Source organism: Prochlorococcus marinus CUG1416 (genome assembly GCF_017695965.1).
Taxonomy (GTDB): Bacteria; Cyanobacteriota; Cyanobacteriia; order PCC-6307; family Cyanobiaceae; genus Prochlorococcus_A.
Map to the genome: position 1 here is coordinate 293,526 of NZ_JAAORM010000005.1, position 24,697 is coordinate 318,222.

Annotated in this window: 41 protein-coding genes and 1 pseudogene; 21 read left to right on the forward strand and 21 right to left on the reverse strand. The window is 31.2% G+C overall.

Translation table 11 applies throughout. From position 1 onward, the window contains the following. Window positions 1-217: 217 nt before the first annotated feature. Window positions 218-1,507 (reverse strand): porin, encoded by a 1,290-nt coding sequence (locus HA146_RS07835; protein WP_209108997.1) that lies wholly within the window; start codon window positions 1,505-1,507, stop codon window positions 218-220. 150 nt (window positions 1,508-1,657) lie between these two features. Then, window positions 1,658-2,179, reverse strand: coding sequence for a hypothetical protein (locus tag HA146_RS07840; protein ID WP_209108998.1), 522 nt, complete (start codon window positions 2,177-2,179; stop codon window positions 1,658-1,660). 160 nt (window positions 2,180-2,339) lie between these two features. Between HA146_RS07840 and HA146_RS07845 the strand changes: the two genes are divergently transcribed. Beyond that, window positions 2,340-2,615 carry a DUF3764 family protein gene (locus tag HA146_RS07845; protein ID WP_209108999.1) on the forward strand — a complete coding sequence of 92 codons (276 nt, stop codon included), beginning with the start codon at window positions 2,340-2,342 and terminating at the stop codon, window positions 2,613-2,615. Window positions 2,616-2,880: 265 nt separating this feature from the next. On the opposite strand, the gene HA146_RS07850 is transcribed toward HA146_RS07845, so the two are convergent. The 3 genes from HA146_RS07850 to HA146_RS07855 all read right to left on the reverse strand — a co-directional run bounded on the left by HA146_RS07850 (window position 2,881) and on the right by HA146_RS07855 (window position 4,340). Further along, window positions 2,881-3,504, reverse strand: a complete 624-nt coding sequence (locus HA146_RS07850) for a hypothetical protein (RefSeq protein ID WP_209109000.1) — start codon at window positions 3,502-3,504, stop codon at window positions 2,881-2,883. Window positions 3,505-3,619: 115 nt separating this feature from the next. Further along, window positions 3,620-3,754 (reverse strand): hypothetical protein, encoded by a 135-nt coding sequence (locus tag HA146_RS09695; RefSeq protein WP_257469922.1) that lies wholly within the window; start codon window positions 3,752-3,754, stop codon window positions 3,620-3,622. A 76-nt stretch (window positions 3,755-3,830) separates the two neighbouring features. After that, entirely contained in the window at window positions 3,831-4,340 is a 510-nt protein-coding gene (locus HA146_RS07855) for a hypothetical protein (protein ID WP_209109001.1), read from the reverse strand. 152 nt (window positions 4,341-4,492) lie between these two features. On the opposite strand from HA146_RS07855, the gene HA146_RS07860 reads away from it, so the two are divergent. Further along, window positions 4,493-4,711 (forward strand): hypothetical protein, encoded by a 219-nt coding sequence (locus HA146_RS07860; RefSeq protein ID WP_245211341.1) that lies wholly within the window; start codon window positions 4,493-4,495, stop codon window positions 4,709-4,711. Window positions 4,712-4,790: 79 nt separating this feature from the next. Here the strand turns inward: HA146_RS07860 and HA146_RS07865 are convergent, their stop codons facing one another. Next, window positions 4,791-4,961, reverse strand: a complete 171-nt coding sequence (locus HA146_RS07865) for a hypothetical protein (protein ID WP_209109002.1) — start codon at window positions 4,959-4,961, stop codon at window positions 4,791-4,793. Between the two features lie 484 nt (window positions 4,962-5,445). On the opposite strand from HA146_RS07865, the gene HA146_RS07870 reads away from it, so the two are divergent. From HA146_RS07870 to HA146_RS07910, 9 genes are all read left to right on the forward strand, one after another. Continuing rightward, a complete protein-coding gene (locus HA146_RS07870) occupies window positions 5,446-5,610 on the forward strand; it encodes a hypothetical protein (RefSeq protein WP_209109003.1) in 165 nt (54 codons plus the stop codon). 203 nt (window positions 5,611-5,813) lie between these two features. After that, window positions 5,814-5,960 carry a hypothetical protein gene (locus HA146_RS07875; protein WP_209109004.1) on the forward strand — a complete coding sequence of 49 codons (147 nt, stop codon included), beginning with the start codon at window positions 5,814-5,816 and terminating at the stop codon, window positions 5,958-5,960. Window positions 5,961-6,034: 74 nt separating this feature from the next. Further along, the gene (locus tag HA146_RS07880) at window positions 6,035-6,553 is read left to right on the forward strand and encodes a hemagglutinin (RefSeq protein WP_209109005.1); all 519 of its coding nucleotides are present in this window, start codon (window positions 6,035-6,037) and stop codon (window positions 6,551-6,553) included. A 49-nt stretch (window positions 6,554-6,602) separates the two neighbouring features. Beyond that, window positions 6,603-7,994, forward strand: a complete 1,392-nt coding sequence (locus tag HA146_RS07885) for a PhoH family protein (RefSeq protein WP_209109006.1) — start codon at window positions 6,603-6,605, stop codon at window positions 7,992-7,994. A gap of 36 nt (window positions 7,995-8,030) precedes the next feature. After that, window positions 8,031-8,942 (forward strand): LOG family protein, encoded by a 912-nt coding sequence (locus HA146_RS07890; protein WP_245211342.1) that lies wholly within the window; start codon window positions 8,031-8,033, stop codon window positions 8,940-8,942. 573 nt (window positions 8,943-9,515) lie between these two features. Then, window positions 9,516-9,752, forward strand: a complete 237-nt coding sequence (locus HA146_RS07895; RefSeq protein WP_209109007.1) for a DUF1651 domain-containing protein — start codon at window positions 9,516-9,518, stop codon at window positions 9,750-9,752. 67 nt (window positions 9,753-9,819) lie between these two features. After that, on the forward strand, window positions 9,820-10,104 hold the full coding sequence (locus tag HA146_RS07900; protein WP_209109008.1) for a DUF3764 family protein: 285 nt from the start codon (window positions 9,820-9,822) through the stop codon (window positions 10,102-10,104). Next, window positions 10,105-10,401, forward strand: a complete 297-nt coding sequence (locus tag HA146_RS07905; RefSeq protein ID WP_209109009.1) for a heat-labile enterotoxin alpha chain — start codon at window positions 10,105-10,107, stop codon at window positions 10,399-10,401. A 70-nt stretch (window positions 10,402-10,471) separates the two neighbouring features. Then, on the forward strand, window positions 10,472-10,768 hold the full coding sequence (locus tag HA146_RS07910; protein ID WP_209109010.1) for a DUF1330 domain-containing protein: 297 nt from the start codon (window positions 10,472-10,474) through the stop codon (window positions 10,766-10,768). Between the two features lies 1 nt (window position 10,769). On the opposite strand, the gene HA146_RS07915 is transcribed toward HA146_RS07910, so the two are convergent. Then, a complete protein-coding gene (locus tag HA146_RS07915) occupies window positions 10,770-10,919 on the reverse strand; it encodes a hypothetical protein (RefSeq protein ID WP_209109011.1) in 150 nt (49 codons plus the stop codon). 274 nt (window positions 10,920-11,193) lie between these two features. On the opposite strand from HA146_RS07915, the gene HA146_RS07920 reads away from it, so the two are divergent. The 5 genes from HA146_RS07920 to HA146_RS07940 all read left to right on the forward strand — a co-directional run bounded on the left by HA146_RS07920 (window position 11,194) and on the right by HA146_RS07940 (window position 13,456). Continuing rightward, window positions 11,194-11,571 (forward strand): DsrE family protein, encoded by a 378-nt coding sequence (locus HA146_RS07920; protein ID WP_209109012.1) that lies wholly within the window; start codon window positions 11,194-11,196, stop codon window positions 11,569-11,571. A 105-nt stretch (window positions 11,572-11,676) separates the two neighbouring features. Further along, complete coding sequence (locus HA146_RS07925) at window positions 11,677-12,102, forward strand: cupin domain-containing protein (protein WP_209109013.1); 426 nt, start codon at window positions 11,677-11,679, stop codon at window positions 12,100-12,102. A gap of 53 nt (window positions 12,103-12,155) precedes the next feature. Then, window positions 12,156-12,788: a 2OG-Fe(II) oxygenase gene (locus tag HA146_RS07930; RefSeq protein ID WP_209109014.1), complete on the forward strand. Its 633-nt coding sequence runs from the start codon at window positions 12,156-12,158 to the stop codon at window positions 12,786-12,788. Between the two features lie 257 nt (window positions 12,789-13,045). Then, window positions 13,046-13,300, forward strand: a complete 255-nt coding sequence (locus tag HA146_RS07935; RefSeq protein WP_209109015.1) for a high light inducible protein — start codon at window positions 13,046-13,048, stop codon at window positions 13,298-13,300. Beyond that, complete coding sequence (locus HA146_RS07940; protein ID WP_209109016.1) at window positions 13,301-13,456, forward strand: hypothetical protein; 156 nt, start codon at window positions 13,301-13,303, stop codon at window positions 13,454-13,456. It abuts the gene before it with no gap. 69 nt (window positions 13,457-13,525) lie between these two features. On the opposite strand, the gene HA146_RS07945 is transcribed toward HA146_RS07940, so the two are convergent. Then, the gene (locus HA146_RS07945) at window positions 13,526-13,774 is read right to left on the reverse strand and encodes a DUF1651 domain-containing protein (RefSeq protein WP_209109017.1); all 249 of its coding nucleotides are present in this window, start codon (window positions 13,772-13,774) and stop codon (window positions 13,526-13,528) included. After that, window positions 13,774-13,935, reverse strand: a complete 162-nt coding sequence (locus HA146_RS07950) for a 3-phosphoshikimate 1-carboxyvinyltransferase (protein WP_245211343.1) — start codon at window positions 13,933-13,935, stop codon at window positions 13,774-13,776. The genes HA146_RS07945 and HA146_RS07950 overlap by 1 nt, the downstream gene beginning before the upstream one ends. Window positions 13,936-14,585: 650 nt before the next feature. Between HA146_RS07950 and HA146_RS07955 the strand changes: the two genes are divergently transcribed. Continuing rightward, the gene (locus HA146_RS07955) at window positions 14,586-15,677 is read left to right on the forward strand and encodes an NmrA/HSCARG family protein (protein ID WP_245211344.1); all 1,092 of its coding nucleotides are present in this window, start codon (window positions 14,586-14,588) and stop codon (window positions 15,675-15,677) included. Between the two features lie 117 nt (window positions 15,678-15,794). Here the strand turns inward: HA146_RS07955 and HA146_RS07960 are convergent, their stop codons facing one another. From HA146_RS07960 to HA146_RS07995, 8 genes and pseudogenes are all read right to left on the reverse strand, one after another. Further along, entirely contained in the window at window positions 15,795-15,974 is a 180-nt protein-coding gene (locus HA146_RS07960) for a hypothetical protein (protein ID WP_209109019.1), read from the reverse strand. Window positions 15,975-16,068: 94 nt separating this feature from the next. Beyond that, window positions 16,069-16,179, reverse strand: a pseudogene (locus HA146_RS09745) (chlorophyll a/b-binding protein); the annotation flags it as partial. A gap of 265 nt (window positions 16,180-16,444) precedes the next feature. After that, window positions 16,445-16,627, reverse strand: a complete 183-nt coding sequence (locus HA146_RS07970) for a hypothetical protein (protein ID WP_209109020.1) — start codon at window positions 16,625-16,627, stop codon at window positions 16,445-16,447. Continuing rightward, window positions 16,627-16,887 carry a high light inducible protein gene (locus tag HA146_RS07975; protein WP_209109021.1) on the reverse strand — a complete coding sequence of 87 codons (261 nt, stop codon included), beginning with the start codon at window positions 16,885-16,887 and terminating at the stop codon, window positions 16,627-16,629. Before HA146_RS07975 ends, HA146_RS07970 begins: the two co-directional genes overlap by 1 nt. Beyond that, a complete protein-coding gene (locus HA146_RS07980) occupies window positions 16,887-17,096 on the reverse strand; it encodes a high light inducible protein (RefSeq protein WP_209109022.1) in 210 nt (69 codons plus the stop codon). The genes HA146_RS07975 and HA146_RS07980 overlap by 1 nt, the downstream gene beginning before the upstream one ends. Then, window positions 17,096-17,203 (reverse strand): high light inducible protein, encoded by a 108-nt coding sequence (locus HA146_RS07985; RefSeq protein WP_011132751.1) that lies wholly within the window; start codon window positions 17,201-17,203, stop codon window positions 17,096-17,098. Before HA146_RS07985 ends, HA146_RS07980 begins: the two co-directional genes overlap by 1 nt. Before the next feature lie 796 nt (window positions 17,204-17,999). Beyond that, window positions 18,000-18,617, reverse strand: coding sequence for a hypothetical protein (locus HA146_RS07990; RefSeq protein ID WP_209109023.1), 618 nt, complete (start codon window positions 18,615-18,617; stop codon window positions 18,000-18,002). Between the two features lie 130 nt (window positions 18,618-18,747). Beyond that, window positions 18,748-19,902: a hypothetical protein gene (locus tag HA146_RS07995; protein WP_209109024.1), complete on the reverse strand. Its 1,155-nt coding sequence runs from the start codon at window positions 19,900-19,902 to the stop codon at window positions 18,748-18,750. 73 nt (window positions 19,903-19,975) lie between these two features. Here HA146_RS07995 and HA146_RS08000 point away from each other — a divergent pair, with 73 nt between their 5' ends. From HA146_RS08000 to HA146_RS08010, 3 genes are all read left to right on the forward strand, one after another. Continuing rightward, a complete protein-coding gene (locus HA146_RS08000; RefSeq protein ID WP_209109025.1) occupies window positions 19,976-20,233 on the forward strand; it encodes a DUF3721 domain-containing protein in 258 nt (85 codons plus the stop codon). A 7-nt stretch (window positions 20,234-20,240) separates the two neighbouring features. Beyond that, entirely contained in the window at window positions 20,241-20,684 is a 444-nt protein-coding gene (locus HA146_RS08005; RefSeq protein WP_042850964.1) for a GLTT repeat protein, read from the forward strand. A 115-nt stretch (window positions 20,685-20,799) separates the two neighbouring features. After that, a complete protein-coding gene (locus tag HA146_RS08010) occupies window positions 20,800-21,270 on the forward strand; it encodes an EVE domain-containing protein (RefSeq protein ID WP_209109026.1) in 471 nt (156 codons plus the stop codon). On the opposite strand, the gene HA146_RS08015 is transcribed toward HA146_RS08010, so the two are convergent. The 3 genes from HA146_RS08015 to HA146_RS08025 form a co-directional block, all read right to left on the reverse strand. After that, window positions 21,271-21,522: a DUF2811 domain-containing protein gene (locus HA146_RS08015; protein ID WP_209109027.1), complete on the reverse strand. Its 252-nt coding sequence runs from the start codon at window positions 21,520-21,522 to the stop codon at window positions 21,271-21,273. Between the two features lie 311 nt (window positions 21,523-21,833). Beyond that, window positions 21,834-22,205, reverse strand: coding sequence for a DUF1818 family protein (locus HA146_RS08020; protein ID WP_209109028.1), 372 nt, complete (start codon window positions 22,203-22,205; stop codon window positions 21,834-21,836). A 2-nt stretch (window positions 22,206-22,207) separates the two neighbouring features. After that, window positions 22,208-22,444 (reverse strand): DNA-directed RNA polymerase subunit omega, encoded by a 237-nt coding sequence (locus HA146_RS08025; RefSeq protein ID WP_209109029.1) that lies wholly within the window; start codon window positions 22,442-22,444, stop codon window positions 22,208-22,210. A 95-nt stretch (window positions 22,445-22,539) separates the two neighbouring features. Between HA146_RS08025 and HA146_RS08030 the strand changes: the two genes are divergently transcribed. Then, complete coding sequence (locus HA146_RS08030) at window positions 22,540-24,108, forward strand: Hsp70 family protein (RefSeq protein ID WP_209109030.1); 1,569 nt, start codon at window positions 22,540-22,542, stop codon at window positions 24,106-24,108. Between the two features lie 5 nt (window positions 24,109-24,113). Here HA146_RS08030 and pyrR read toward each other — a convergent pair whose 3' ends face one another. Further along, entirely contained in the window at window positions 24,114-24,650 is a 537-nt protein-coding gene (gene pyrR, locus HA146_RS08035) for a bifunctional pyr operon transcriptional regulator/uracil phosphoribosyltransferase PyrR (RefSeq protein ID WP_209109031.1), read from the reverse strand. Window positions 24,651-24,697 lie beyond the last annotated feature (47 nt).

Consider the following 24,697-nt stretch of genomic DNA (forward strand, 5'->3'; position numbering starts at 1 on the left):
AATAAACCCATACCACCTCACACTTTCCGTAATAGAAAATTTGATGGATAATGAATTTATATTTTAGAAAGTTATCCAAACTTTATCCAAACTTTATTCAAACTTTATTCAAACTTTAAAAAAAGAATAAAAAAAGCAGCCCTAAGTGTGAGGAGTGGGCTGCTTTAGAAGCCCAAACCTATTAGAGGATTGGGCTTCTAATTATTTTAAATTGGTTTTAGAACTTGAAAGTAGCATCTACACCAATAACGGTACGATCATATAGATAGAAAGCTAAATCATTATTTTCAGCGACAAGATCAGCAGAATCCTGATTTCTCATAGTAAACGCAAAGCCTGGTGTAATCGTCAAGGAATCATTAACATCATAAGTGTAATAAACCTCGATAAAACTTCCCAAATCATCATTCTCAATCTCAGTACCATTTAAGTCAGGAATTTTGAAGAAAGGAAAAGTTTTATAAGAAGCAGATAAAGTTCCAGCTCCTAATTCTCTATCAACTGATAACTGAAAATCATTAAATGTATCAATATTTGCTCCACTGATATCTGCATCAACAAAACTTGAAGTAGCGCTTAAAGTTGTTTTTTCGTTTGGGCTGTAATATGCTCCAAAGGTAGTAGCACTATAGCCTTCATCCAATATTGCAGATATTCCGTAATCATCACAAACGGAAATAGCATATTTATCAGCAAGAGAACAAAGTGAATCAGAACTTTGATAAACAATTCCTCCACCATAATTATCAGCGTCATAGCCTAATGAAAGAGTAGTAATATCAATACCTTCTTCAGTAAGAATTCCACTTGTAGTAGATGCATCAGTACCAATAATACTTGCAGAAGCATTTAATCCACTATCAAAAGTTCTTCCCACTGCCACACCAGCTCCTGTACCTTGACTCGTAAAATAATTAGAATCTAAACTATATTGGCTTGCAAAGAAAAATGAATCAGAATATTTTGATGTCGTTGTAGGCATTAAGTCATCACTATCTAATTTTGGACCTACAGCTATGTAATAATCTCCAATAGGAAATTCATAATACATTGAAGTCACACTTAAAGTATCTGCTCCATCACCAGAACTATCTAAAGTAAAATCTACAGACGTTGAAGAGTTTCCAGTTTCAATTCCGACATAAAGATTATCGTCTCCTGTAAAAGAAGTATTCAAGTCAATATCGTAAGAGTAAGTAGCTGTCAATGCTTCGGTTATTCCAGACCCATCAACACCACCAACTTGGAAAGAAGCAGATCCGCTCATTGTAGTTGTTTCTGAGAAAGAACCAGCTTCAAAATTATTTAATTTAGCTTCTAAGCCATCTACGCGACTATTAGTTTTTGCAATTTCTTTAGCAGGATTAAATTCAGTAATGCTTTCGACTTTGTCTTTAGAAGAATAACCAGACATCTCATCCAAGCTAAGCTCATTAGCTGAAGCTGAAATAGGAGCAAAAAGTCCTAATACTGCAGGAGCAATTAATAGTTTTTGAAATAGTTTCATAAAAATAGCCTCACACTATTGATTTCATAGAATAAAACCATGTTACTAGTAATTCACTAGAGTTCAAGCTTTAGTGTGCAATTCCCTTTCTGTCATGAATGTTTAGTAATAAAAATTTATTAGAAATGTATTTATTAAGTAAATTTATAATTAAATTTGATTTTCTATAAGCGGCACCAGGGAACCTCCTAAGTTACAAATCAAATCTTGAGTTGGATACTCGATACAACCAGTCCATTCTTTTAATCCTAAATATATTGGGCATTCACATTTTCTTTGCCTAGAAATCTCATTTAATTCTTCTGCTTTAAAAGGTGTTGCAAATTCATCAAGCAAAACTTCTTTCAAGCGCTTTGTATAAACATCATTCCATTGCTTAGAACTTTCTATATGTTTTAAAAGATCACTAAATTCGTCTAAATCATTTTTAAATGTTTTTTTAAGACGCATCTTTTCAAATATTGCCCTCATAAAACTTGTACAGTTATATGCCTGCTTATCTGTAAAAGGGCTTTTTAAAGATATAGTTTCTTCTGTATTCCCAGAAACAATATCCCTCAAAGAATTTCTTATAAAAACGCTCAAAGGTAAATTTTGACTTAGAGCAAGTTTCTTTAATTCTTTTAGCAAGGGTTCATCAATATTTATATTTAGCTGAGTTCGCTTAGTCAAAAGTAATATCTTAGTACTTCAATACTAAAGAGTTATTCAAATAAATTCAAAGTTTTTTCAAATATTTTCAAATATATTATGAAATTGGATTAAAACCTAGCAAATAAGAAAATTACTAGTAATATTCTTCAAAAGGTTCACTTAGACATAATCTTTAATTATGCCAATTAATATAACCACAGTTTTCACATTCGAACTTGAAATTAATTTTGATGAATGGCTATCATTTTTTGATAGCAAGGATTCGAATAAAAGACTTTCTGAATTCGATATTAAGCCTCTATTTAGAGGTCAATGCAAAAAAGATCCTAAAAGAGTTATTGTCATACATCAAAGTCCTGAAGGGAATATGCAAAAGTTTTTTGAAAAATATGGCTCTTGGATAGCTAATCATGGGGTTAAGATTTCAACAATAGAAGTTTCAGATTGGCTCTAAAAAGCTTACTACTTACACCACTAATTTATGTTAAAGTCCTAAAAATTTATTTCTATAACATGTCAAGGATTTTGGCTCTTTACTACCATAGTTCCAAATCCAGCGTTTGCTGAATATTTTGAAGCATTTCAAGCTTGTATCGAATCAGTAGTTTGTTATGTATTTGCAAAAGATATAGATTGTCAAAATTAGGAACGTAAAGGTTGTAAATTTGCAGTAATTTTTAGGTTCCCATCCAATTAAGCTGCAATTGATTTTAAAAAAATTAGTTTATAAGAATTGTTTGAGATCCATCTTTGTTATCTGTTACGATTATTTTTTTATCTGGAAATGAGTGAGATAATAATCTTTTCAAATTTTTGTTTTTGTTTGAGATTATATATTCATTTTCTTTAGCATTAGTTTTCTCTATCTTGATCAGTTGCAACTTCTTCAAAAAAGCAATCCTCTCTTCTTCTTTAGCTTTCTCTATAGCTAGCCTATCTTCTTCTTTAGCTTTCTCTATAGCTAGCCTATCTTCTTCTTTAGCTTTCTCTATAGCTAGCCTATCTTCTTCTTTAGCTTTCTCTATAGCTAGCCTATCTTCTTCTTTAGCTTTCTCTATAGCTAGCCTATCTTCTTCTTTAGCTTTCTCTATAGCTAGCCTATCTTCTTCTTTAGCTTTCTCTATAGCTAGCCTATCTTCTTCTGCAACGACATCATCATTAGATTTGTTTTCAATCAACAATTTCTTTTGGTCTTTCAAAAGTAATTCGACCAATTCTTTTTTAGTTTTACGACTATATAAGTGAAGTGATAATTTTTTTGCTTCTAGACGTATTTCTCTGAAGCTTAATTTAAGTAACTTATCTTTTTTGTTTTCATCATTATCAAGGAGATTTTTAATCATTGTATTAAAAACTAATAAAAAAATAGTATGAAAGGTATGGATAATGCAATGTATTAATTACTTATTAATAATTAAAAGTCGATATATTCTGACTAAACCAAACTAATATATTTTTCTATTTTAAAGCTATAAAAAGTACACCAAATATAAGTGTTGATGCTAAAAAGCCAACTCCTAATAAAATAGCAATAATGCTGGTGTTTAAATAAACCTTTACCGTCGCAAGTTCATTTCCTTCTTTTTTAGCCATAATAAATTTTAATTTAAATAATGATCTTTTAAAATATCAATTCTTACAAATAAGTTTAAGTGTCTGATACAAATATTTATTTAGAATAAAGATTCTTTAAATAGTTAAATAAAAAACCCGTTTTCTCATAAATATGAATTTTTTTTCTTCTTAATTGAATACCATAAGGATTTGTAAATATAGCCAATAAGATTCTTATAAATCTAAGCAAATTACTTTTTGTTTGTGATTTCATATCAATTGGCTTTTTAAGTTCGGCAAAACAATCCTTATTAATAATTTCATGTACTAGTAAGTCCTTTAAAACTTTTTTTCTTACTTCAAGAGAGAGACTACTTAAAAGCACTTGCAAGCCTCTTAATGAAGATAAATCTCCATTTATTATTTCTCTTATAATGCTTTGAAATAATATCTCCCACTTGTAGGGTTCTTTCTCAAACAGATATAAAGCTGGACTATCTTTATTAGCAATTAACAACCTATTCCTTTCATCCAAATCATTTTGGTCTGAATGCCAATAAGAATATAACGGTGAAAGATTTTTAAGCTTAGATAAATCTACCAAAAAATTGAATAGTAATTTCATTCATATTATCAGTTAACAAATAAACATAATCATTAATCTTAAATGAAAGATTCAGATTTTAAGTTCTTAAAAATTGGGTATTTATTTCAGGTAGTAAAAATTGTTTTACTTAGTGAAAATAGTTATATAAAAATCTAATCTTTCTAAACATTATGTCTTTTGTAATTATTTTTGGAATTAGTAATTGGGTGCCTTCAGATTACCTTATATATTTTGTTTTAATTATTGGGGGACTACTAACAGCTGGCGTAGCTATGTCTGTTTTTTCATTTTACGAAGATCACTATTGGGGAGATGAGAATTATAGAAATAAACTTAGATTTCATCCTTCTCATAGGAATTTATCTAATCAAAATCCTCGGAAAATCTGAACACAATAATTAAAAGAAGAGGTTACTTAACTATAAAACAACCTCTTCTGCCAATCTAATAATAAATTTGGTACTTTAATTAGTAATGAAAAAAGGGAACTTCTTCTACTTGTTCTGGTCTATAGTCGCATATACCAAATTGCATACACTCCAATTTTTCATAACTTAAATTCTTTTCTGACGACATCGCATCAATAAAAGGTGTATAAGTATTCTGCATCATATGCTTATAAGGATTTCCGCAAGACATAATTAGCCTCCTTTTTTGAAATTATTAATCCACCACTACTCAGTTATGCAATAGGGATTACTTTGTGATTTAACGCAAAAAATGTTTTTGCGTAGATGAGCTCTAATACCTTGCTGATAAAAATTTTGTGTCATAAAAACACCAAAATAAATTAATAAAACAGTCAATATAAGAAGCTCTAATCCTAAGTTGGTCATTTAAAGAACCTCCTTTGGGCTAGTAATTATTTAGTATCTCTTACATAGAAAAATCAAGAGTGGTAATACCTAAAAATAAGAGGGCATTTATTTGCCCTCTTCGAGTCGTATGCACCTCGCTGTCAATAAAGTCGATGAAGTGCTTGTGAATCCTGAATTATTTCTAATCCAACTAAATCAGTAAAGATATTCGTGACTACCACAAAGCACTTCTACTCGGGTAGAAATACCCTATTAATTTCAGGTCAAAAGGATGATAATAAAGGAGTATAGAGAAAGGAGGTCTTATGAAACTCAAGACTATGTTTAATCCTATCAGAAATGCAACTTCAGAAAAGTTGAGAATGCATGATTTAAATTATCAATTACCAAAAAAAGAAGAGAAAGAATATTGGTATAAAGAATGCATAGCGCATCCTACCAATAGTCATTGCAAAATTTATTGTGATTAATATTGGATCTTTTTTAGGTATTGTTACGCTTGATTTTTATATATCAACCGTACTAAAGCTCAGTTAGTAATAAAGGAGGAAAAAGTAAATGACTAATTTAAGTATAGAGATTCTATTTTGGGCGATTTTGATTGCTTATATAGCATTAAGATTTTCTCAAACCTGGGATGGCTTTAAAAAGCAGTATTAATTAGGTGAAAAAAATGAAATTACAAACGCAATTCACTGTTCCTAAAAAAGATTTGCGAGATCTTGATTACGTCAGGAAAATGCAAACTTTAGAAAAAACTCTAAAACAAAGTTGTATGGATTATCCATCTGAGGAAGATTGTTTAGTTTGTTGCAACTAAGTATCAAAAAATAATTATTTTTTGCAAATAAATTCTACTCGTATTTGTTAATTCACTAGCAGAGAGGTTGAATTATGAAGTTAAAATTCTGCCCTACAACTATTTTTAGAGAAACTCCCAAAGTAACTTTTTTTGATGCAGGCATAGAGTCAACTAATGGTTGTGATGTAGTTATGCATTCAGGAGAGGCTATATCGCCTCCAGATGAATTTGAGTATGAACAGTACTACTTACACAATCATCAAATTGATCACAATTTAGTTATTAGTGGTGAGCGGAAATTTATTTTGATAAATCCAACTTGGGACGAGCCACATCATGTGATTTATCTAAAAAGATCTATGGGAGCACTTGAAATTCCTATTGGAACTTATCACAGGTCAATCTCTGGAAAAGAAGGGAGCATTGTTTTAAATCAACCTATCAGAGATGAATTTTTTGACCCAAAAAAAGAATTTGTTCCGCAAAAACTAAACAAATTAAGCCTTATTAAGGCCAGAAAAAGTCCACCCGTTTATTGGATTTGGGAAAATAATCAAATCAAAAGATTAATGTTTAATCCTTTAGTTAAAAAAACTGCAAATTCAAATTGATATTAAAACTCAAACTCACTTCACACTTAATTTAAAGAGGACCTTAATCATGAAAAAAAGAGTTATTGTTCTTGATACGAATGTTTTATTACATGATCCCGATTCACCTCTTCATTTTGCTAATGAAAATGTTGTAATTCCAATTCAAGTAGTTGAAGAGGTTGATAGATTCAAACGGGATCCTGGCGAGAAGGGACGTAATGCCAGAAGAGTTTCAAGATTACTAGATAGTCTCCGAGAAAAAGGTAATCTATCATCGGGCGTAAAAATTAATAATAAATCTGAAGGGACCATAAAAGTTGCATTTTGCAGAAAAGAGACTACTGATAGATTACCCTCAGAGCTTAGTGACAGTAGTGGAGATAATAAGATTTTAGCTGTCGCTCTTGAAGAAAAAAATACCAAAATCTTATCAGACTTTCCTGAAGTTGTACTTATTTCAAAAGATACAAATTTAAGAATCAAAGCGGATGCTGTTGGTCTTAAAGCTGAAGATTTTACTAAAGATAAGGTTTCTTTAGATAATTTAGATAAGGGTTTTAGGGAAATAAGTTCAAATTCAGATGAGATGAATAAGGTTCAAAAAGATGGGTTTATTTATTTAAGAGATATTAAATCAAAATTTGAACCCCCTTTAGTGAGTAATGAGGGTGTAATCTTGCGAGATAATTTAAAAGATAATCATACTTATTTAACAAGATATGATCCATCTGAGAAAAAGTTAGTAGGTCTAAATTTTTTAAGAAGATCAAATTTAGGCAAAGTAAGACCTAAGAATCTAGAACAAAGTTTTGCTTTAGATTTACTCCTAGATCCCAAAGTTCAATTAGTAAGTCTTATAGGAAAGGCTGGAACAGGTAAAACTTTACTTGCTTTGGCAGTAGGATTGCATCAAGTTGCAGACGAAAATTTATACGAAAGATTATTAGTATCCAGGCCACCAATCCCTTTGGGCAAAGAATTAGGCTATCTCCCAGGTAGTCTTGATGAAAAATTAGCTCCTTGGATGAAGCCAATAATTGATAATTTAGATTATTTAACAAGTCCAAATTCCAATAAAAATGGAGCAAGAGTTAATCAAAAAGAAAGAGATATTAACTCTAAAAATTCATGGGAAGACTTAAGAGGCATGGGTCTCTTGGAAGTAGAGGCAATAAACTACATTAGAGGAAGATCAATACCTCATCAATTTATTCTTATTGATGAAGCCCAAAATTTAACACCTTTAGAAGTAAAAACTATCGTTACGAGAGCTGGAGAAGGAACAAAAATTGTTTTTACAGGAGATCCAAATCAAATAGATCATCCATATCTTGATTCTGATAGTAATGGATTGACTTGGTTAGCTAAAAAATTGCATGGTCAGAAAATAATTGGACACATAACTTTATCTCAAGGAGAAAGAAGTGATTTAGCAGAATTAGCGGCTGATCTTTTATAGAAAAAGGCTTAAAATATTCATACAGAAAATAACAAAATGGAGAACAATATGAATGACAAATTTAAATGTGATTTTGAACAAGAAAGAAGTAACGAGGTTGAATTAGTGGCTAGTAATTTAGAAGCAATTTTAAAATCTAGTACTTATAAACTTGCTCACGAAGATATTGACTTATTGAATACTGATGAAATGAGAGGGGTTAGGATGCTCCTTGAAATTACAAAGCCTGAGCAGGTTATTGAAAAAGAAAATATAATTTCAACTGTCATCGTCTTTGGAGGAGTCCACATATCAGAGGAAATTACATCCAAAAGAAGGCTAGATGATGCAGAAAAACTTCTTGCAAGTAATCCTAAATCTAAATCTTCAAAGATAAATATCGAGAGATTAAAAAATTTGCACTCTCTCTCACATTATTACTCTGAAGCAAGAGAATTATCTAAATTAATCTCGCTGGATAGCAAAACAAAAAATCCTCATTCTCATGTAATAGTTACTGGCGGTGGACCCGGGATTATGGAGGCAGCTAATAGAGGAGCTTTTGATGCTGGATGTAAATCGATTGGATTGAATATAAGCCTGCCCAATGAGCAACACCCTAATTCTTTTATTACGCCAGGATTATGTTTTAAATTTAATTATTTTGCAATGAGGAAATTTCATTTTGTTATGAGATCTGCTGCTGCTGTTTTTTTTCCTGGAGGATTTGGAACGTTAGATGAATTATTTGAATTATTAACATTAAGGCAGACCGGGATGAAGAAGAATATTCCAATAATTTTATTTGGCAGAAGCTACTGGGAAAAGGTAATTAATTTTCAATTCCTATCTGATATGGGTTTAATTGGAGAAAATGATTTATCGATTTTTCAATACGCTAATACAGCAAATGAGGCTTGGAACTTAATAAAAAATTTTTCAGCAGTTCAAAATATTAATTTCAAATAACCCATACACCGTTTACCTTCCTAAAAAGGAACTTTGATGGATAATAAATTTATAAAATCAAATCAAATCAAATCAAATCAAATAAATATAAGTTAACGATTAATTCGCAATTCATGATTTACTCCCAATCGATTCATATGAATTAAATGAATTGTTTGATAATAAGAAAGTACACCCGTCTAGCTATTTCTTTAATCTCTAGGAAATGAACTTTACTGATTTAGAAAATTCAGGAGAAGCCATGGAAGATCCATTTGCTAAAGAATTAGATAAAAAATATAATTGTAAGGAAACCGTCTATTCGCTTGATCTTATTGGCTAATGAATATTTCTCCTAACTTATTAATAGATACTGGAATACTAAGTTCTGCCTGACTATAACACTGGTACCAAGAGCTAGAGGTAACGCAGCCAGAAAAAAGCAAGAAATTAAATGATTACTAAAAAAGAAGAAACAGAATACGAAAAGCCTAAATTATTTAGGATTTGGAATTTTCTTATCTATGGGAGTGTTTTTGCTATTGGTGCTTTCTTAGTTTATTTATATTCCGCTTATATATTTATAAATAAATAATGGAATACTGGCTAATAAATTCCAATAGATCAGAAGTTAAAAGATTTATAAAGAACGATAAGAGTATTGAAGGAGTCTTCGAGTATATGTTTATTGACTCTGGGAAAATAGTTGGAGTATTAGGGAAAGAACCTCCAATCATAACAACAACAGTCTCTGTAGAAATAGATTTAGCTAGAGAAATTTATGAAAGATTACTTTCTCAAGGTTGGAGAAAAACCAAATTCGATAACTAATAGATGATTTAGTCTGATATTGATTGACATTTCGATCTAAAATGAGTAGCAATTAGCTTCTTTCTTTATGACTATTGAAACTACTGTCTTCACTTTTAAACTTTCAAATACATTTGAAGAGTGGGTAAAAATGTTTGATAGTCCTGAGATAGATGCATTTCATAAAACAGTAGGACTAACTCCTCTCTATCGAGGCAAAAGTTTAATTGATCCTAAAGAAGTTATTGTTATTCATCAAGCTGAAGAAGGCGTAGCTAAGCATGTATTTTCAGATCCAGAAACAATAAAGAATATAGAGGCTTTAGGTCATATATATAGCACAACAAAAATCACAAGTTGGGTCTCAAATTAGATGAAAATCTTAGCATTCTCATCACTCTTTTTTTTTTTACCTTTCGGATCTTTTGCCAATGATAGACATAGAGAAATTGAGTATAAAGCTGTAAATCTTGTTATCCAAAAATATGGGAAGGGTTTAGAAAATCGATTAAAAGGAACTGGAGTAAATCCCAGTTATAGAAGTTGGTATGAAAATGATTGTTTTGTAAGTATTGCTGCTGGTACTTACCAAGAAAGTACTTGGTCGGCAATGGAGTGGTTTAGCGTTAATATCTGTTCTGATTCTGCTGAAATAATTGAAAGTGAATGAAAGAAATGAAACGCTTACTACTTGTACTGCTATTTGATATTAAAGTTTTAAGAATTTTTTTTTTAATTTAATGTCTAAAGGATTTTGGCTCGTCACTACTACAGTTACAAATCAAGCTTTTGCTGAATATGTTGAAGCATTTCAACCCTGGATAGATTCAGTAGGAGGTTCTGTTTTTGCAAAGGATCTAGATAGTAAAACTGTAGAAGGAAAGGGTGGTAAATTATCAGTAATTTTTGAGTTCCAATCAAAGCAAGCTGCTATTGATGCTTACAATAGTGCTGAATATAAGGAACTAAGCAATTTACGATGGGCGAACTCAATCGATACAAATATCACAATCATGGATGCTGGTGTGACTCATTAATTCAATAACAAAAATGATGAAATCTTTGATCGTCAACGTCCGCCATTAAATCATATTCCTTTAATTTTTTTGTAATCCTTTTATATTCAATATCATTTACTAAATTAGCTAAATATTTTTCTAAAAAATTTATATTGATTTTTAGGTTCATTAATATCCTTTATTTATTAATAGCTATTAATTCTCTTTTTAACTTTTTGTTGATTAACAATAGATCTAACATAGAGATATAAAACCATTTTTTTTTATTTCCTCTTCAATAAAAGATTGCCTGGATAAATGTTTTGATTTATTAAGAGAATATCAAGAAGAAATCCCACCTCATAAAATGTCAAAAATTTTAAGAGATTATGTTGATAGATTAGATGGTTGAAAAAGTTAAAAGAAAAACCTAGATTACAAAAGTAAATTTTAAGCAGAATTAAATGTCAATCATTGCCGACAATAAAGTATTAGTTAATATTTACAGCGGTTTAAAATCCAAAAACAAAGTAACTTTAGGTTTAATGGCTGCCCTTACGGCTGAAAACGAAGGGCATCAAGTAACTCTTTTTCTGGAGGGAAATGGAGTAAACATACTAAATTGCAAAACAGCTGGTGAAATAGTTGGTAAGGGTACTGGAGATTTACACGATCATCTTGAAAATTTAAAAAATTCAAAGGTTACCATATATGTCTCAGAAATGTCTGCTAAATCTAGGGGTTACGATAAGACGCTTCTTAATGGATATAAGGCAGAATTTGTAATGCCCAATGTACTAATTGAAGAGTCGATTAAAGCGGATAGCGTTCTTTGCTATTAGTCTTGAAAGTCGACTGATAAAAACTTAAAAAGTTAAATCAAGTAATGACAAATATTTTTAAAATTTATACCATGAGTTTAGATAATTTTCTAGAAATTCAAATTCATGATTAAGAATTTTTTAATAGCATTAGCTTTTTCATTAATGCTTATAAACCCAAGCATTTCTATAGCTGCAGAATCACCTGTTGATGTACAAGAAATCTTCACCTCTTCAGAAAACATTGATGGGGATAATTTTAAGTATCCAAAAGGAAAAGCTGAAATGCGTTTGATTAGAGTAGAAGTTCAAAATGGAGCAACTATACCAATGCATTCTCATCCTGTACCTTTACTAGGTCATATTGAAAGTGGTGAATTAACTCTTGATGAAAAGACAGGTATTAGTAAAACCTTTAAGGAAGGAGATTCATTTGTTCTCTCAGCAAATACTCCTGCTCATACAATGGCTAATAGTGGTAATTCTTCAGCAGTTATGTGGGTTGCTGTGGCTTCAGCAGAAGGTGTCCCTACTTTGAATCCTGAAGAATAAATCAACCTAATTGACATTCGATCTAAAATTAGAGGGATAAAACCATCTTTTTTATGGAACTAATTGGGAAATATAAGAATTCAGGATTCGAGGCTGTAGCTGATGGTGTTATTTCTTTCTTTGATCGCCGTAAAGACTTACATACTAATGGTATCGCTTTTGGTCAAAACATCTCTTTGAATTCTGATCCATACAAAGTTTCAACTGATATTAGTCTTGTTTCTATTGATCGTTCAGATCCAGAAGCCTTTGCAATCTCTGAAGTTATAATTAGAGGAGTTAATGCTGCACTAAAAAAATATCTAGAAGATCGGCCACTAGTGAAGGAATGTTGCCCAGAACAATCTTTATTTGTTAACCCGATATTTAATTTACAACGTTATGCTCCGGGAGAAGGATTTAAGAAATGGCATTGCGATTGGACTATTAGTAATGAATCTACAGAACCTGCTCACAGAGTATTAGCTTGGATTCTTTATTGTAATGATGTTACTTCTGGCGGAACAGAATTTCATTGGCAGAATCATCATGAGAAAGCTGAAAGAGGAAAACTTATTATCTTTCCCGCAGGGATTTCTCATATTCATCGCGGTAAAGTCAATCATAAGGCTTTTAAAACTATCGCAACCGGTTGGATCAATGCAGGTAATCTTGAAACCTATATTTCGCGATTAGCGAACTCCTAAACTTTAAAGATGGATTTATCAAATTAAAAAATTCCAAAAAATATTATAAATTTCTCTTGGCTTTAATATTAGTTACACAGTCACTCAGCTGAACCCATAACACCCATCCCTTTCCTAAATAGAGAGTTTTATGAGTAATGAATTTATACAAGTATTTTTGACTTGAAATAAAAATCTACTTCTTGTTTAGAAACGATTTTTACCCTATTTAGCCTTTTTTGTTTTTAAGATATATTTAATTCAAATTTCTAATAATAATGATTAAAAAAGAAGAGAATGTTCGAAGCGAAAGCTATTACCCAGATAGTAAATATTATCTTGATCAGGACAATACTCCTAAAAAGACTCCACTATCAGAAGATCAAATATCCAATATGGGGGAATTTTTTGAATGGCCAAATAGCTATTGGTTTATAGCGGAAAGAACAAATGGCAGGTTGGCAATGATAGGCTTCATGGCTGTTATTATTAACTACACTTTATTTGGTTGGATAGCATATCCAATCCTTTAAATGAGTAATTCAAATTTTGATCAAAATGGTGTTGATAAGTCTGGAGCGCATTGGCTTCAATATGCTGCGTTTGTTGAAACTGCATTTAATATCTATTTTGGTTGGGTATTTTTCAATGATGCTGGTTTTCACCATTTCGCTATAAAAAATATTTAAGTTTTTGAATTACAATAGATATATAGCCCTAATTTATTGCGTAATGCGTTGAAAAGTAGACTTTTATCCTTAAAAATAACTTCTATAAATACTGGTCTTCTTCCAACCCTCTTCCAATAACTGCTTATATTCCTTTCTTGCATCTTCTATAGATTCAACCCTTGAACCTTTAATAATTGGTTTACTCGATCTTTTATAAACACATGCATATAGAATTGACATTGCATCAATAGTTGGAGATGGATTACTAATATCCTTAAATGGCTTAAATATTTTTATTCGATTTCTTTGCTTATTTATCAAAGTAAATTCTTCCATTAATTATCTTTTTCTCTTAATTCGGGAAAGCAATTAGCAATATGGATTAACTCATAAACCTCTTTACTATCATATTTTTTATCTTGAACTCCACTTCCTACTTCAATACCTTTAGCTTTCATTTTCTTTAAAATTAATTCTTGCCTTTCAACACTTGACATTAACTTGAATTTTTTTGTTCTCTCCTCTTTATTCACTAGTTCTAATATAAATTAATTTTATTTTTTATCTTTTAATCGATCAAATCTTATATCAAAAGTAACTACCAATCCAATACTAATGAGTAGTAAAGCAATTGCAATTTGTGGTGAAGGTAACAACATCTAACGATTCATTATAAAAGTAAGAAACCCAGTCAAGGTTAATAATTTAAATCCAATAAAAAAAGGTAAATACTTTTTTGCTTTTTTACCAACGGGTAATAATTTATTTACTGACTTTACTATTGCTTTCATTAGTTAATTACTATTATCGAATATACTAACAAATTATTTTTATAATAAATATGCATACTGCTATGGCAATTGTTCGAAAAGATATATATCAACTCTTACTTTCCTAAATAGATACTTGGAAGGATAATTAATCAAAATAACAAAGTTGTTCAAACTTTTTTTCACACTTTATTCACACTTTATTCACACTTTTTTGATTTACAGTCGATATAGGATGAGGAGCAATTAGCTATTTTTTTATGATTGATAAGGGGTGAAAAGATTCCAAACTCAGACCTAGTGCTCCCAAAACATACTCACGATTAAGAAGAAAATGCTTTACATTTCGTAACAGTAAATGTAATTTTTCTTAGCAATTGGACTTATCTCCTCAGGTTGATCTTTCTCACGGCGATTTATCTAGTTATGAGGAACTTAATCAAAAAAACTCTAGGCCTGTTATTGCAGTGACAATGGCCTCTAGTCGACAGGGGTCTTCAGTAGTAAGACATTTGTCCCAAAGTGGTATTTTTCAGATTCGAGCTATTACTCGTTCTCCCTATAGTAAGCGGGCCAAGGTTTTGGCCAACTTACCAAATGTCGAAATTGTTCAAGGAGATCTCCTTGAACCAGAAAGCTTAAAAAGAGTTTTTTCAGGGGTTTACGGAATATTTGGCAATACGACGCCCACAAAAGGGTGGCTATTGGGCCGTGGAAGCATGGTTCGTGAATATGAAATAGAGCAAGGGAGAAACCTAGTTGACGTTGTAAAGCAACTTGCTGACTTAGGTACATTAAAGCACTTTGTTTTTAGTTCGATTTGCAAGCCCAAGGACCCTCTAAAGAATGAGCCCGCACCAGGACATTTTACAAGCAAGTGGAATATTGAGGAATACATCCTGATTAATGGGTTGAAAAAACTGTCGACAATTCTTCGACCTGTTAGCTACTTCGAGAATTTCGATAGTGATCTTCCTGGTGTGAAGATTTCCGAATCAATTTTCCCCGGGATTGTCCACAAAAACAAAGTTTGGCAAACCATCGCAGTTGATGATGTTGGACTATGGACAAGGGCAGTTTTTGAACATCCCAAAAGGTTTTGGGGAGAATCAATGAATATTGCTGGAGAAGAGATGACAGGGCAGGAAATGGCAGCTCTATGGCAAAAAATAAATCCTAAGGAATTTTCTTCAGTCCGCTATTCAATGGTCCCACGCAAACTTATGAATTTCATTGAGCACGATATTGCGCTAATGGCTAGTTGGATAGAAAGAGCAGGTTATGGAGCAGACTTGAAAGCACTAAAAGTCCTAGCAAATGAGCTAGACATAACTATGACTTCTCTATCTTGCTGGCTTAAGGGAAAGGCATCAATCAATACAAAAAAAAGATTGCCTAACATTGATTTACAAAGAAGCTTTACACCTATAACTTTAGCTCCCAAAAAAGAGGGGCCGATCAACATATAACTAGCTTTTCAGCACTCTAGAGACCTCGTACCAGTGCCATAACAATGATTAGAAAACAAAAAAAGCTTGCCTATATCCCTAAAAGCAAGCTCTCATGACTATTTAATTTTTAAATATTTATACCGGCAATCTACAATCTACTTCTATTATTCCTTCATCCATTAAGCGACCAATTTTTAAAACTATTGCCATATCTAACCTTGAAAATTGTGATTGATGATTTGTAATCCAATCCAATTCAGATAAAGTTATTACTCCAGTTGTATTAACTTTGAGAAAGAGAATTCCTAAATTCATTTATTTAATTAGTTGCTTTTTTCCTTTAGCTATCATTACCACTGGTACTAATAGATATGTAAAGAAAGAGATTAAGAAAATGTCTAAATTCATTTTAAAAAATACCTGGAATGATCCAGCCAAAAAGACCGTAGTTTACTACCAATGCGAATAAACCCATCATTGCCATTCTTCCATTGGTTCTCTCGGCATTTTGCCAATAAGTTGGTTTTGAGTTTTCCATTTTTTAAATGTTCATTAATAAGAATGATTAAATTTTTATAGTGCGTAAGCAATACTTAGTGCTATCGCAGTAGTTATTATTGCAATGCCAAATAGTGATATGGCATTTAGATATGTTTTTATAAGAGTCCTACTTTTCCTACTGTAAAACCCACAGTAAGAAAGAAACCAAACTCTAAAAGGTCTTTAGCACTTGAAGGGACTGAGTTAAATAAAGATGAGATGAAAATCATTTTGATGTATATCCTCTAAGCCCCTTGAGGAACGTAGTTATACACCGGGGAGATTAATCCGCTGCCATCATCATCGTCATCATCATCATTCCATGGCAAATCACTCAACATTAATGCACTAACAATAAATACTGTTATGACTGGCATAAAAGGAAAAAGTATAGTGTTAATCCAAGTGTTAATTCCTGCCTCAAGCATTACACAAAGCCAGGAATAATTTGACCTGTTGTTAGATAAGCGCCAATAGCAGCCATAAGACCAAGCATTGCGAATCTACCATTGATAGTTTCTGCAACTACTTTTTCTTTTTCAATTGTTTTTGAGTTTGTTTTTGAATTTTTCATTTGATTTTGGTTTAAATAAATTAAATTTTCTTTTTGAAATTGTTTAGTTAAATAAGCGACGACTAAAGCAGTTAATGAGACTATTAAAATCAAAAAACTTGCTAATGTGCTCATTAAAAAATACCTGGAATAATTTGACCAGTTGTTACGTATGCACCTAGCAGTGAAACGAAACCAACCATTGCCCAACGACCATTAACTTTTTCAGCATTTTGAGGGTAACCCTCATATGAAACAGACTCATCTATGTATGGACGAGTTTCTGAAGGAAACATATTTTGTCTTCCATCAGATTCAGTTGTTATGTATGAAGAATTTGCCATTAGAACCAACCTGGGATGATTTGACCAGTTGTTACGTAAGCACCAACAGCTGCTACGAAGCCAAGCATTGCCGCCCAACCATTAAATCTTTCTGCTTCTGGAGTCATGATTAAAAAAATTATTATGTAAAGAAATATAACATAAGTATTAACCAATGTAAAGAAATTAGCCTATATTTCAGGCTATAGGAGTATTCTTAAACATTTATGTTACATATATGTATAGATATAAGTTAAATACTTTAGGAATTATGCACAAACTGCTTTGGATTTAAAAATTAGTAATATCTATTTGAGAAGACAATATGATCAAATACCTTTTCTAAATCTTATTTAACAAAACATTGGAGATTTAAAAATAAGGAGTGTATGGTACTTCTGTTTTAGTTGCATCGCCATAGTAACTTTCAGCTGACTTTACTAAGATCCAATAAATGAAATTTACAAATGATTTTTCCATAGGAATATCTATAGCTTTTCTAATTCAAATCAGAATCTCAAATAAAAACAACGTAGAAAATACTTAAAAGAAGAGATTTAGATTCTCTTAGTTAGTTTATATAGATCGACAGCAACGGAGATGACCCCATACCACAAATCACTTTCCTAAATAGGAACTTTAATAGATAATAAACATATAAATGAAATTCTGATTCTAGCAAAATTCTAGCAGATTAATTCCTCTAAATCACTTGATATGACTGAAGAAAAGTTTTGGCTAATGAAAAAGGAGCTGGATGCATTTTGCTTGTCATAGCAAGAGTTTTATTTTTTACAAAAAATTCTATTCGAACCTCATTCGAACTTTCTAGTGATTGAAAGTCAACCTAATATGGCTATTAGTCATTACTAGATAAATATCTAACTTCAAAGTCAATAAAGTATGGATTTAAAGAGAACTGTCCTAAATATCTAGATCACTAATCAACTCAGCTCCTTTTGCGCGGATAATTTGCTCTGAAGGAAAATTACTATTCGAACAAGAACATTTTCCTTTTTCTGAATTGTTAATCCAATTAATTATTCCAGTTCTTAGAGGAGAAGGACACATTTGACTATCCTTAAGAGAATTCATTTCATCACAATCAAGTGAATCTCCATGATCGATAAACAGAATCTCTTTTAATCTAAGTGAACATTTTTCATTCCATTTATCAAAGCAATTCAAATGACTAATTAGGTCATTACATGCATCTTTAGTTGAATTATATTTTTTTCTCTTAACTTCTTTTTGGAAAATAGCTTTAACAAAATCATTAAAGTTAGCTGCTTCTTGAGGCGTAAAATCAGGAAACTTTTTCTTTTGTTTTATAGCTAAACCAATATTTTCTTCAATCAACTTCAATCTATTTTCATGATTACTTAATCTTATTTCTACATCATCTGAAGCATCGTTATTTAGATGTTTTTTGAAAAAATCATTTACATACTCAACTAAAGATTTACCTTCCTTTCTTGCACTAGTTTTTATTTCTTTTAAAAGATTTGGATCAATATTAATATTAAGTTGAGTCCTTTTCATCGAAAAATCAACTAAAAAATAACTAATCAATCATATAATAACCAAATTATCCATTATTAAAGACTGTCAAAATATAATCATTTTTACACTTACAAACTTGTCAAAATATTCAGAATATTTTCTTCTTTTTTTAGAATTTAAAGCTAGTTTTCACTATCGCTCCTGTTACATCATCAGCTCCATCCTTCTGCACTGAAAAGATTGCGGGAGTTATTGAAATACTGTCATTGATTTGCATCTTGTAAAAAGTCTCCCATGCTAAGGGTTCATCATAACCATCATCATCCCTATGAGTTTCCGCTGTTCCAATAGCAAATCCTAGGTTATTTCCTTCCTTAATTACATCGTTCCAAAGAATACCAATTGTCCATGTATTACCATCCTCAACAGAATTCGAAGCCGTATCAGGATTATCATCATTATCTGGATTCTTCCATCCAAAACCAGCAGTTATTGAAGAAGGGAACATATCTTTTTGATTTAAAAAATTATAAGTCCCATGAATTCCATAGGATGAATAATCATTAGCATCAGAACTATTATCGGTATTACCACCATCCGCGTAAGTATAAGCAAAGACAATCGAATATGAGTCATCCACCAATCCAAGCTGAGAAGTAATAATATCACTTCCTTCTTTAGTTAAAATCCCTTTATTAGAGGCAGCATTTTCTGAAAGAAGTACAGTGCTTGCTATGAATTTATCTTTAGAATAGGTAACACCTGCTCCCGCTCCCATTTTTTTTGAATAGGTGTCATTAGCACCCGTCTGATTTAAAACAAATAAAGTACCTTCACCATCTGGATAAGAAGTAGGCTTAACACCAAGTAAATCATCTTGACGAAGTTTAGGCCCCAAAGTGACTGTGAAACTATCACTTACAGGAAACTTATAAAAAAGCTTATGAACTTCAAGATTATCACTACTATTAAATGCTGTATCTAGCCTAGAAGCTCCCATCATTCCAAAAGGAGCCATCATATTGAAATTTCCAGCACGAATAGCAGTCATCAACATGTCTTCTCCTGTAAAGCTAGTCATACCCATTAACTTTAAGTCGTAATTAAAAGTCACAGCCTCTTTCCCTGTCACACCATCAACACCTCCCAAAACAAACGTACTCTTTCCCATAAACATTGTTGATGGAAACGAATCAGTCATATTCATATGCGAATCATCATGCAAATGATGATCATGATGATTCATTCCTCCTGCATGAATAGCAATAGGCATAATTGTTCCAACAAAAGCAGGTGCAAATAATTTCTGAGGAGAAAGCTTCATTAAAATAATTCCTAGGGTATCTAGATTAACTAGTAATTACATATTAAGATTGGTATAAATTTTTACAATTCCTTTGAAACAAACATTAATCCTTACTCCATTTTTCTTAATAACTTTCCTATTTAGTCTTGGCTGCACTTCAAAAGTTGAAGAAACAAAAATCCCTGCACTTTTTGAAACCAGAAAAGAGGCTGAAAAAGCTGCTAAAAGTTTTAATTGCACTGGAGCTCATAAAATGGGGAATAAGTGGATGCCTTGCGCAACTCATGAATCTCATGAAAGTTCTCATGAAAAGAACAAAAAGGATCACAATCACCACCATCATCATTAATTCTTAAATGAAGGATTCAGAAAATACCAATCAAAATAAAAATGATGCTCCTGCACATTGCGGCAGTAAGCCAAAAAAGATTGCAATTGGAATAGCTCCTCTTGGATATATATCAATTGGAATAGTCCCCATGGGCATTGTCACCATTGGGATTGTGCCAATGGGAGTAGTCTCTCTTGGTGTAGTTGCAATGGGGGTAATAAATGCCTCGATAGTTGGAATGGGGGTTTTCTCTGCTGGAATCACCACTATGGGATTAAAAGTTTGGACTCCCATAGGACCTAACATTGAACAAAGCATTAAACAAAATAATTCTTCAGATTCAATGAATATTTATGCATATCCGACAAAAGCCAAAGCTATTGAAGAAGCCAAAAAACTTGGATGCAAAGGAATTCATAAAATGGGTGATTTATGGATGCCATGTGCAACTCATGGGTTAGGAAAATAAGTCCATAATGACCTTCTCTTTCCTAAATAGAAACTTTGATGGATAATAAATTTATACCCAAAAAAGTTTGAGTAAACCTTGTTTCAAGCTTTAAAATTCGCTGAGATCCCTTGATATGACTGAAGAAAATTTTTGGCTAATGAAAAGTGAACCAGATGCCTACAGTATAGATTCTTTAAAAAACGATGGCGTTACTTTATGGGACGGTATACGAAATTATCAAGCTCGAAATTTCATGAGAAATATGAATAAGGGAGATACAGTTTTTTTCTATCATTCAAACTGCAAACCCCCAGGTATTGTTGGACTTATGGAGGTAATAGATCTAAATATTGTTGATCCTACGCAATTTGATAAAGATTCAAAATATTATGATCCAAAATCGCAACCTAATAATCCGAGATGGGATTGTGTAAAAGTAAAATATATTTCTAAGGCAAATAAGATTGTAAGTTTACCTGAATTAAAGGTTTTATTTAGTGAGGATGAGCTATTAGTTGTAAAAAGAGGAAATAGGTTATCTATATTACCTGTAAGTAATGATGTAGCAAAAATACTACTTGATAAAATTAAAAGAAATTATTAATTAGTCCTTAAAATTCATAGAAAACATATTTCCAATATAAAGTCTCGTTAAATCCCTATTTTGAAATCCTTTCTGCATCAAAAATCCTGCTATGGCAGCCTGTAGTATTCTGTATTGATCCCAATTAGGATGTTTCTCAACAAATTCTTTCATAGCCTTTTGAAGATTTTCTTGAAGTTCACATTTGAAACTAATTACTTCATCTTTCTGATTTGAGACTATTGGATTTACATCAAAATTTAAATCTTGCATATTAAAAAAATTTATTAAAATTAAATCTACAAAAACTAGTTTTCTTCAAAATCGCAAAATCGTCAACAAGTATTAATAAGAGTAAGTCTCAGGAAATAGAATAATGAGAATTCAGTCATAAGAGGGTGGAGCATGGAAATTAATATTCGAAAAAGAAATCTTACTAAAATATAAAGAATTATTTAAAATCAGAATTTTTCCACATACTTTAGGTCTTTAGATATTTTTTTAAAAATAGTTGTGGAAAAGTTGTGAAAAAATTTTTTGGATAAGGGGAAATATTTTCCAAAATTTCCAATTTTATTTATCTTTTAATCCATTGATTCCCACATTTTTTTTATTTCATAAAATAAATTTTGTGCTATTTGTATCGGCCAATACATTTCGAAAGATCTAGTTTGGTCTTGACTTTCAAACACAAACCGTAAACTCCATTCATTCTTTTTCCCTTCTAAAACTATATACCAAGGAAGTTGTTCTAATTCTAGAGAAATAGACTCTTCATCCATTAATTCATTCTCGATACCTAATAGTTGTTCATTAATTCTTAAAAGTAAAAAATAAAGTGAATTAAATTCACTTTTTTGTAACTCAATTGACCAATTATCAACACCAATCAAAAAACAAAATTTGCCTTTTTTAAAATCCCTAAGTACTCTCCATCTTTTATGGTCTTGTAACAAAATTAACCAGGAAGTAAATCTGGCTGGTCTTGTTCATCGCTTAGTTCAATAATTGACCTTTGAACAGGTTTAATAGTTGACTCCTCTAATAGTCCATCAAAATCATCAAAACGCCTTTGTTTAGCTCTGAAAGCGATTCTCACAGTGGTTAAATATCTATTTGTTGACTTTCTTATTAAACTCTCACCTCTTTTAGCAAGGTCAGTAGAGTCAATCCCCGCATTATTTGATATGTTCATTAAATTTTTTTTTACTATAAATATTTTACAATTTAATGGACAGATTCAAAACATAAATCACAAAACGAACTTAATTGATTCATAAAAAATTTATTATGGAAAAAATCTTATCTGGAACGATTGCTGTTGATTTAGGAAATACTAATACTGTAGTAGCTTTTCAAGATCAAAAAGATATAAATTCCGTTTTAGTTGAAATACCAAATATTACATCATCTCCAGGAGTTATCCCCACAGCCGTTTGGTTCGAAGAGGCTTCAAAAACTCCTAAAATTGGTATTAGTGCTTTAAAGATGAGAGATAACATTAATTCGGATTTATTTTTTCATTCTAATTTTAAAAGATTAATTGGAAATCCCATTGAAAAAATTGATCAAAAAAATATTTTAAGCCCTACTGAATGTGGTGAAAAATTTTTTAAATATTTGTGGGCAAGCATTCCTCAAAAATATGAAATTAAGAGACTTGTTTTAACTGCACCAATTGATACATACAAGGGTTATAGAGAATGGTTAGTTAACCTTTGCGAGAAAATATCTGTAGATGAAATAGCGCTAGTTGATGAGCCTACTGCAGCAAGTTTAGGGATTAATGTACCATTTGGCTCAAAAATTATGACATTAGATATTGGAGGAAGCACAATCGATATGAATATAGTCAAAATAGAAGGAGGAGAAGGTAAATCTAGTCCAATAGCTGAACTTTTAAAATTTCAAGGAAAAGATGTTAGCTCAATTTCAAAACAAAAAATAAGGTGTGCAGAGATAATAAGTAAAACAGGCTCAAAAATTGGTGGTAAAGATATAGATCAATGGATCGTTGATTACTTTATTCCAGATAATAAATATTCAATTAATCTTTTAAAGGCAGAAGAAATAAAATGTAAACTCAGCTCATCTACTATAAAATATGAAGAAAAATATCCAACAAAATTATTAACTGAAGGATTCCAAGAAAAAGAATTTTTCCTAAGTAAAGAAATATTTGAGAACATTATTATCGAGAATAATTTGCTTAATCACCTAAACTCATTACTAAAAGAGTTATTAAATGAAGCAAGAGGCAAATTTTGTACAGTAGATGACTTAAATGCAATTATTTTGGTTGGAGGGGGAACTCAAATCCCATTAATTAAAGAATGGATAACAAAAAATATTTCAAACATTCAAATAAAGTCTCCACCTCCTATTGAATCAATAGCTTTAGGAGCTTTAGCAATGACCCCAGGGGTAAAAATCAAAGACATATTAAATAAAGGATTATCTATCAGATTATTTAATAGAAGAGAACAAAAACACTTCTGGCATCCTATTTTTTGCAAAGGTCAAACATGGCCCACTGAAAATCCATTTAAACTGATCCTTCAAGCAAGTAAAAGTAATCAGAAAATATTTGAAATAATTATTGGAGAAACAAAAAAAGAAAGAGAATATGATGTGATTTTTGAAAATGGACTGCCAAAATTATCAGAATTTCAAAGTGAGGAAGAAATTATAAAATGGGACAAAAAGCCATTCAGAATCGTACTAAAAAATACAGCTAATATTGGAGAAGATAACTTAACACTTTTCTTCAAAATCACAAAAAAAGCCGATTTATTAGTTAATTGTTTCGATATAAAGGATGAATTTTTAGGAGAATGTAATTTAGGAAATATCTTCTAAAAAAGTTATTCAAGGAAAACTCCTTCTTCATTATCAACACTATTTAGACGTAAACTAATACTTTCATTTTTACTCGTTGTAATCTTTTTCCCACAAAAATCAGGTTGAATAGGTAATTCTCTATGACCTCTATCTACCATTACTAATAACATCACTCTTTGAGGTCTGCCCCATGAATATAGAGCATCCATTGCAGCTCTAATTGTTCGCCCTGTATATATGACATCATCAATCAAAAGAATTTCTTGTTTCTCAATAGGAGTTGGGATATCAGTTACTTTAATTTGGCGAGTTCCAATTCTATTTTGATCGTCTCTATAAAAAGTTGGATCAATTGTTCCTTTTTTTATTGTTACTCCGGTATTTAAGCATAATTCTTTAACGAGAACTTCTGCTAGATCTATGCCTCTAGTAGGAATACCAACCAAAAGAAGGTTGTCTAGGTTTTTTACTTTTTCAATAATTTCGGAAGTTAAACGTGAAAGGGTTTTTCTAAGCTCATTTTCATTAAGTATTACAACCCTTTTTGATTTATTGGTCATGATTTATCAATAAATAAAATTTGTTCAATACTTTTCACAAATTAGCA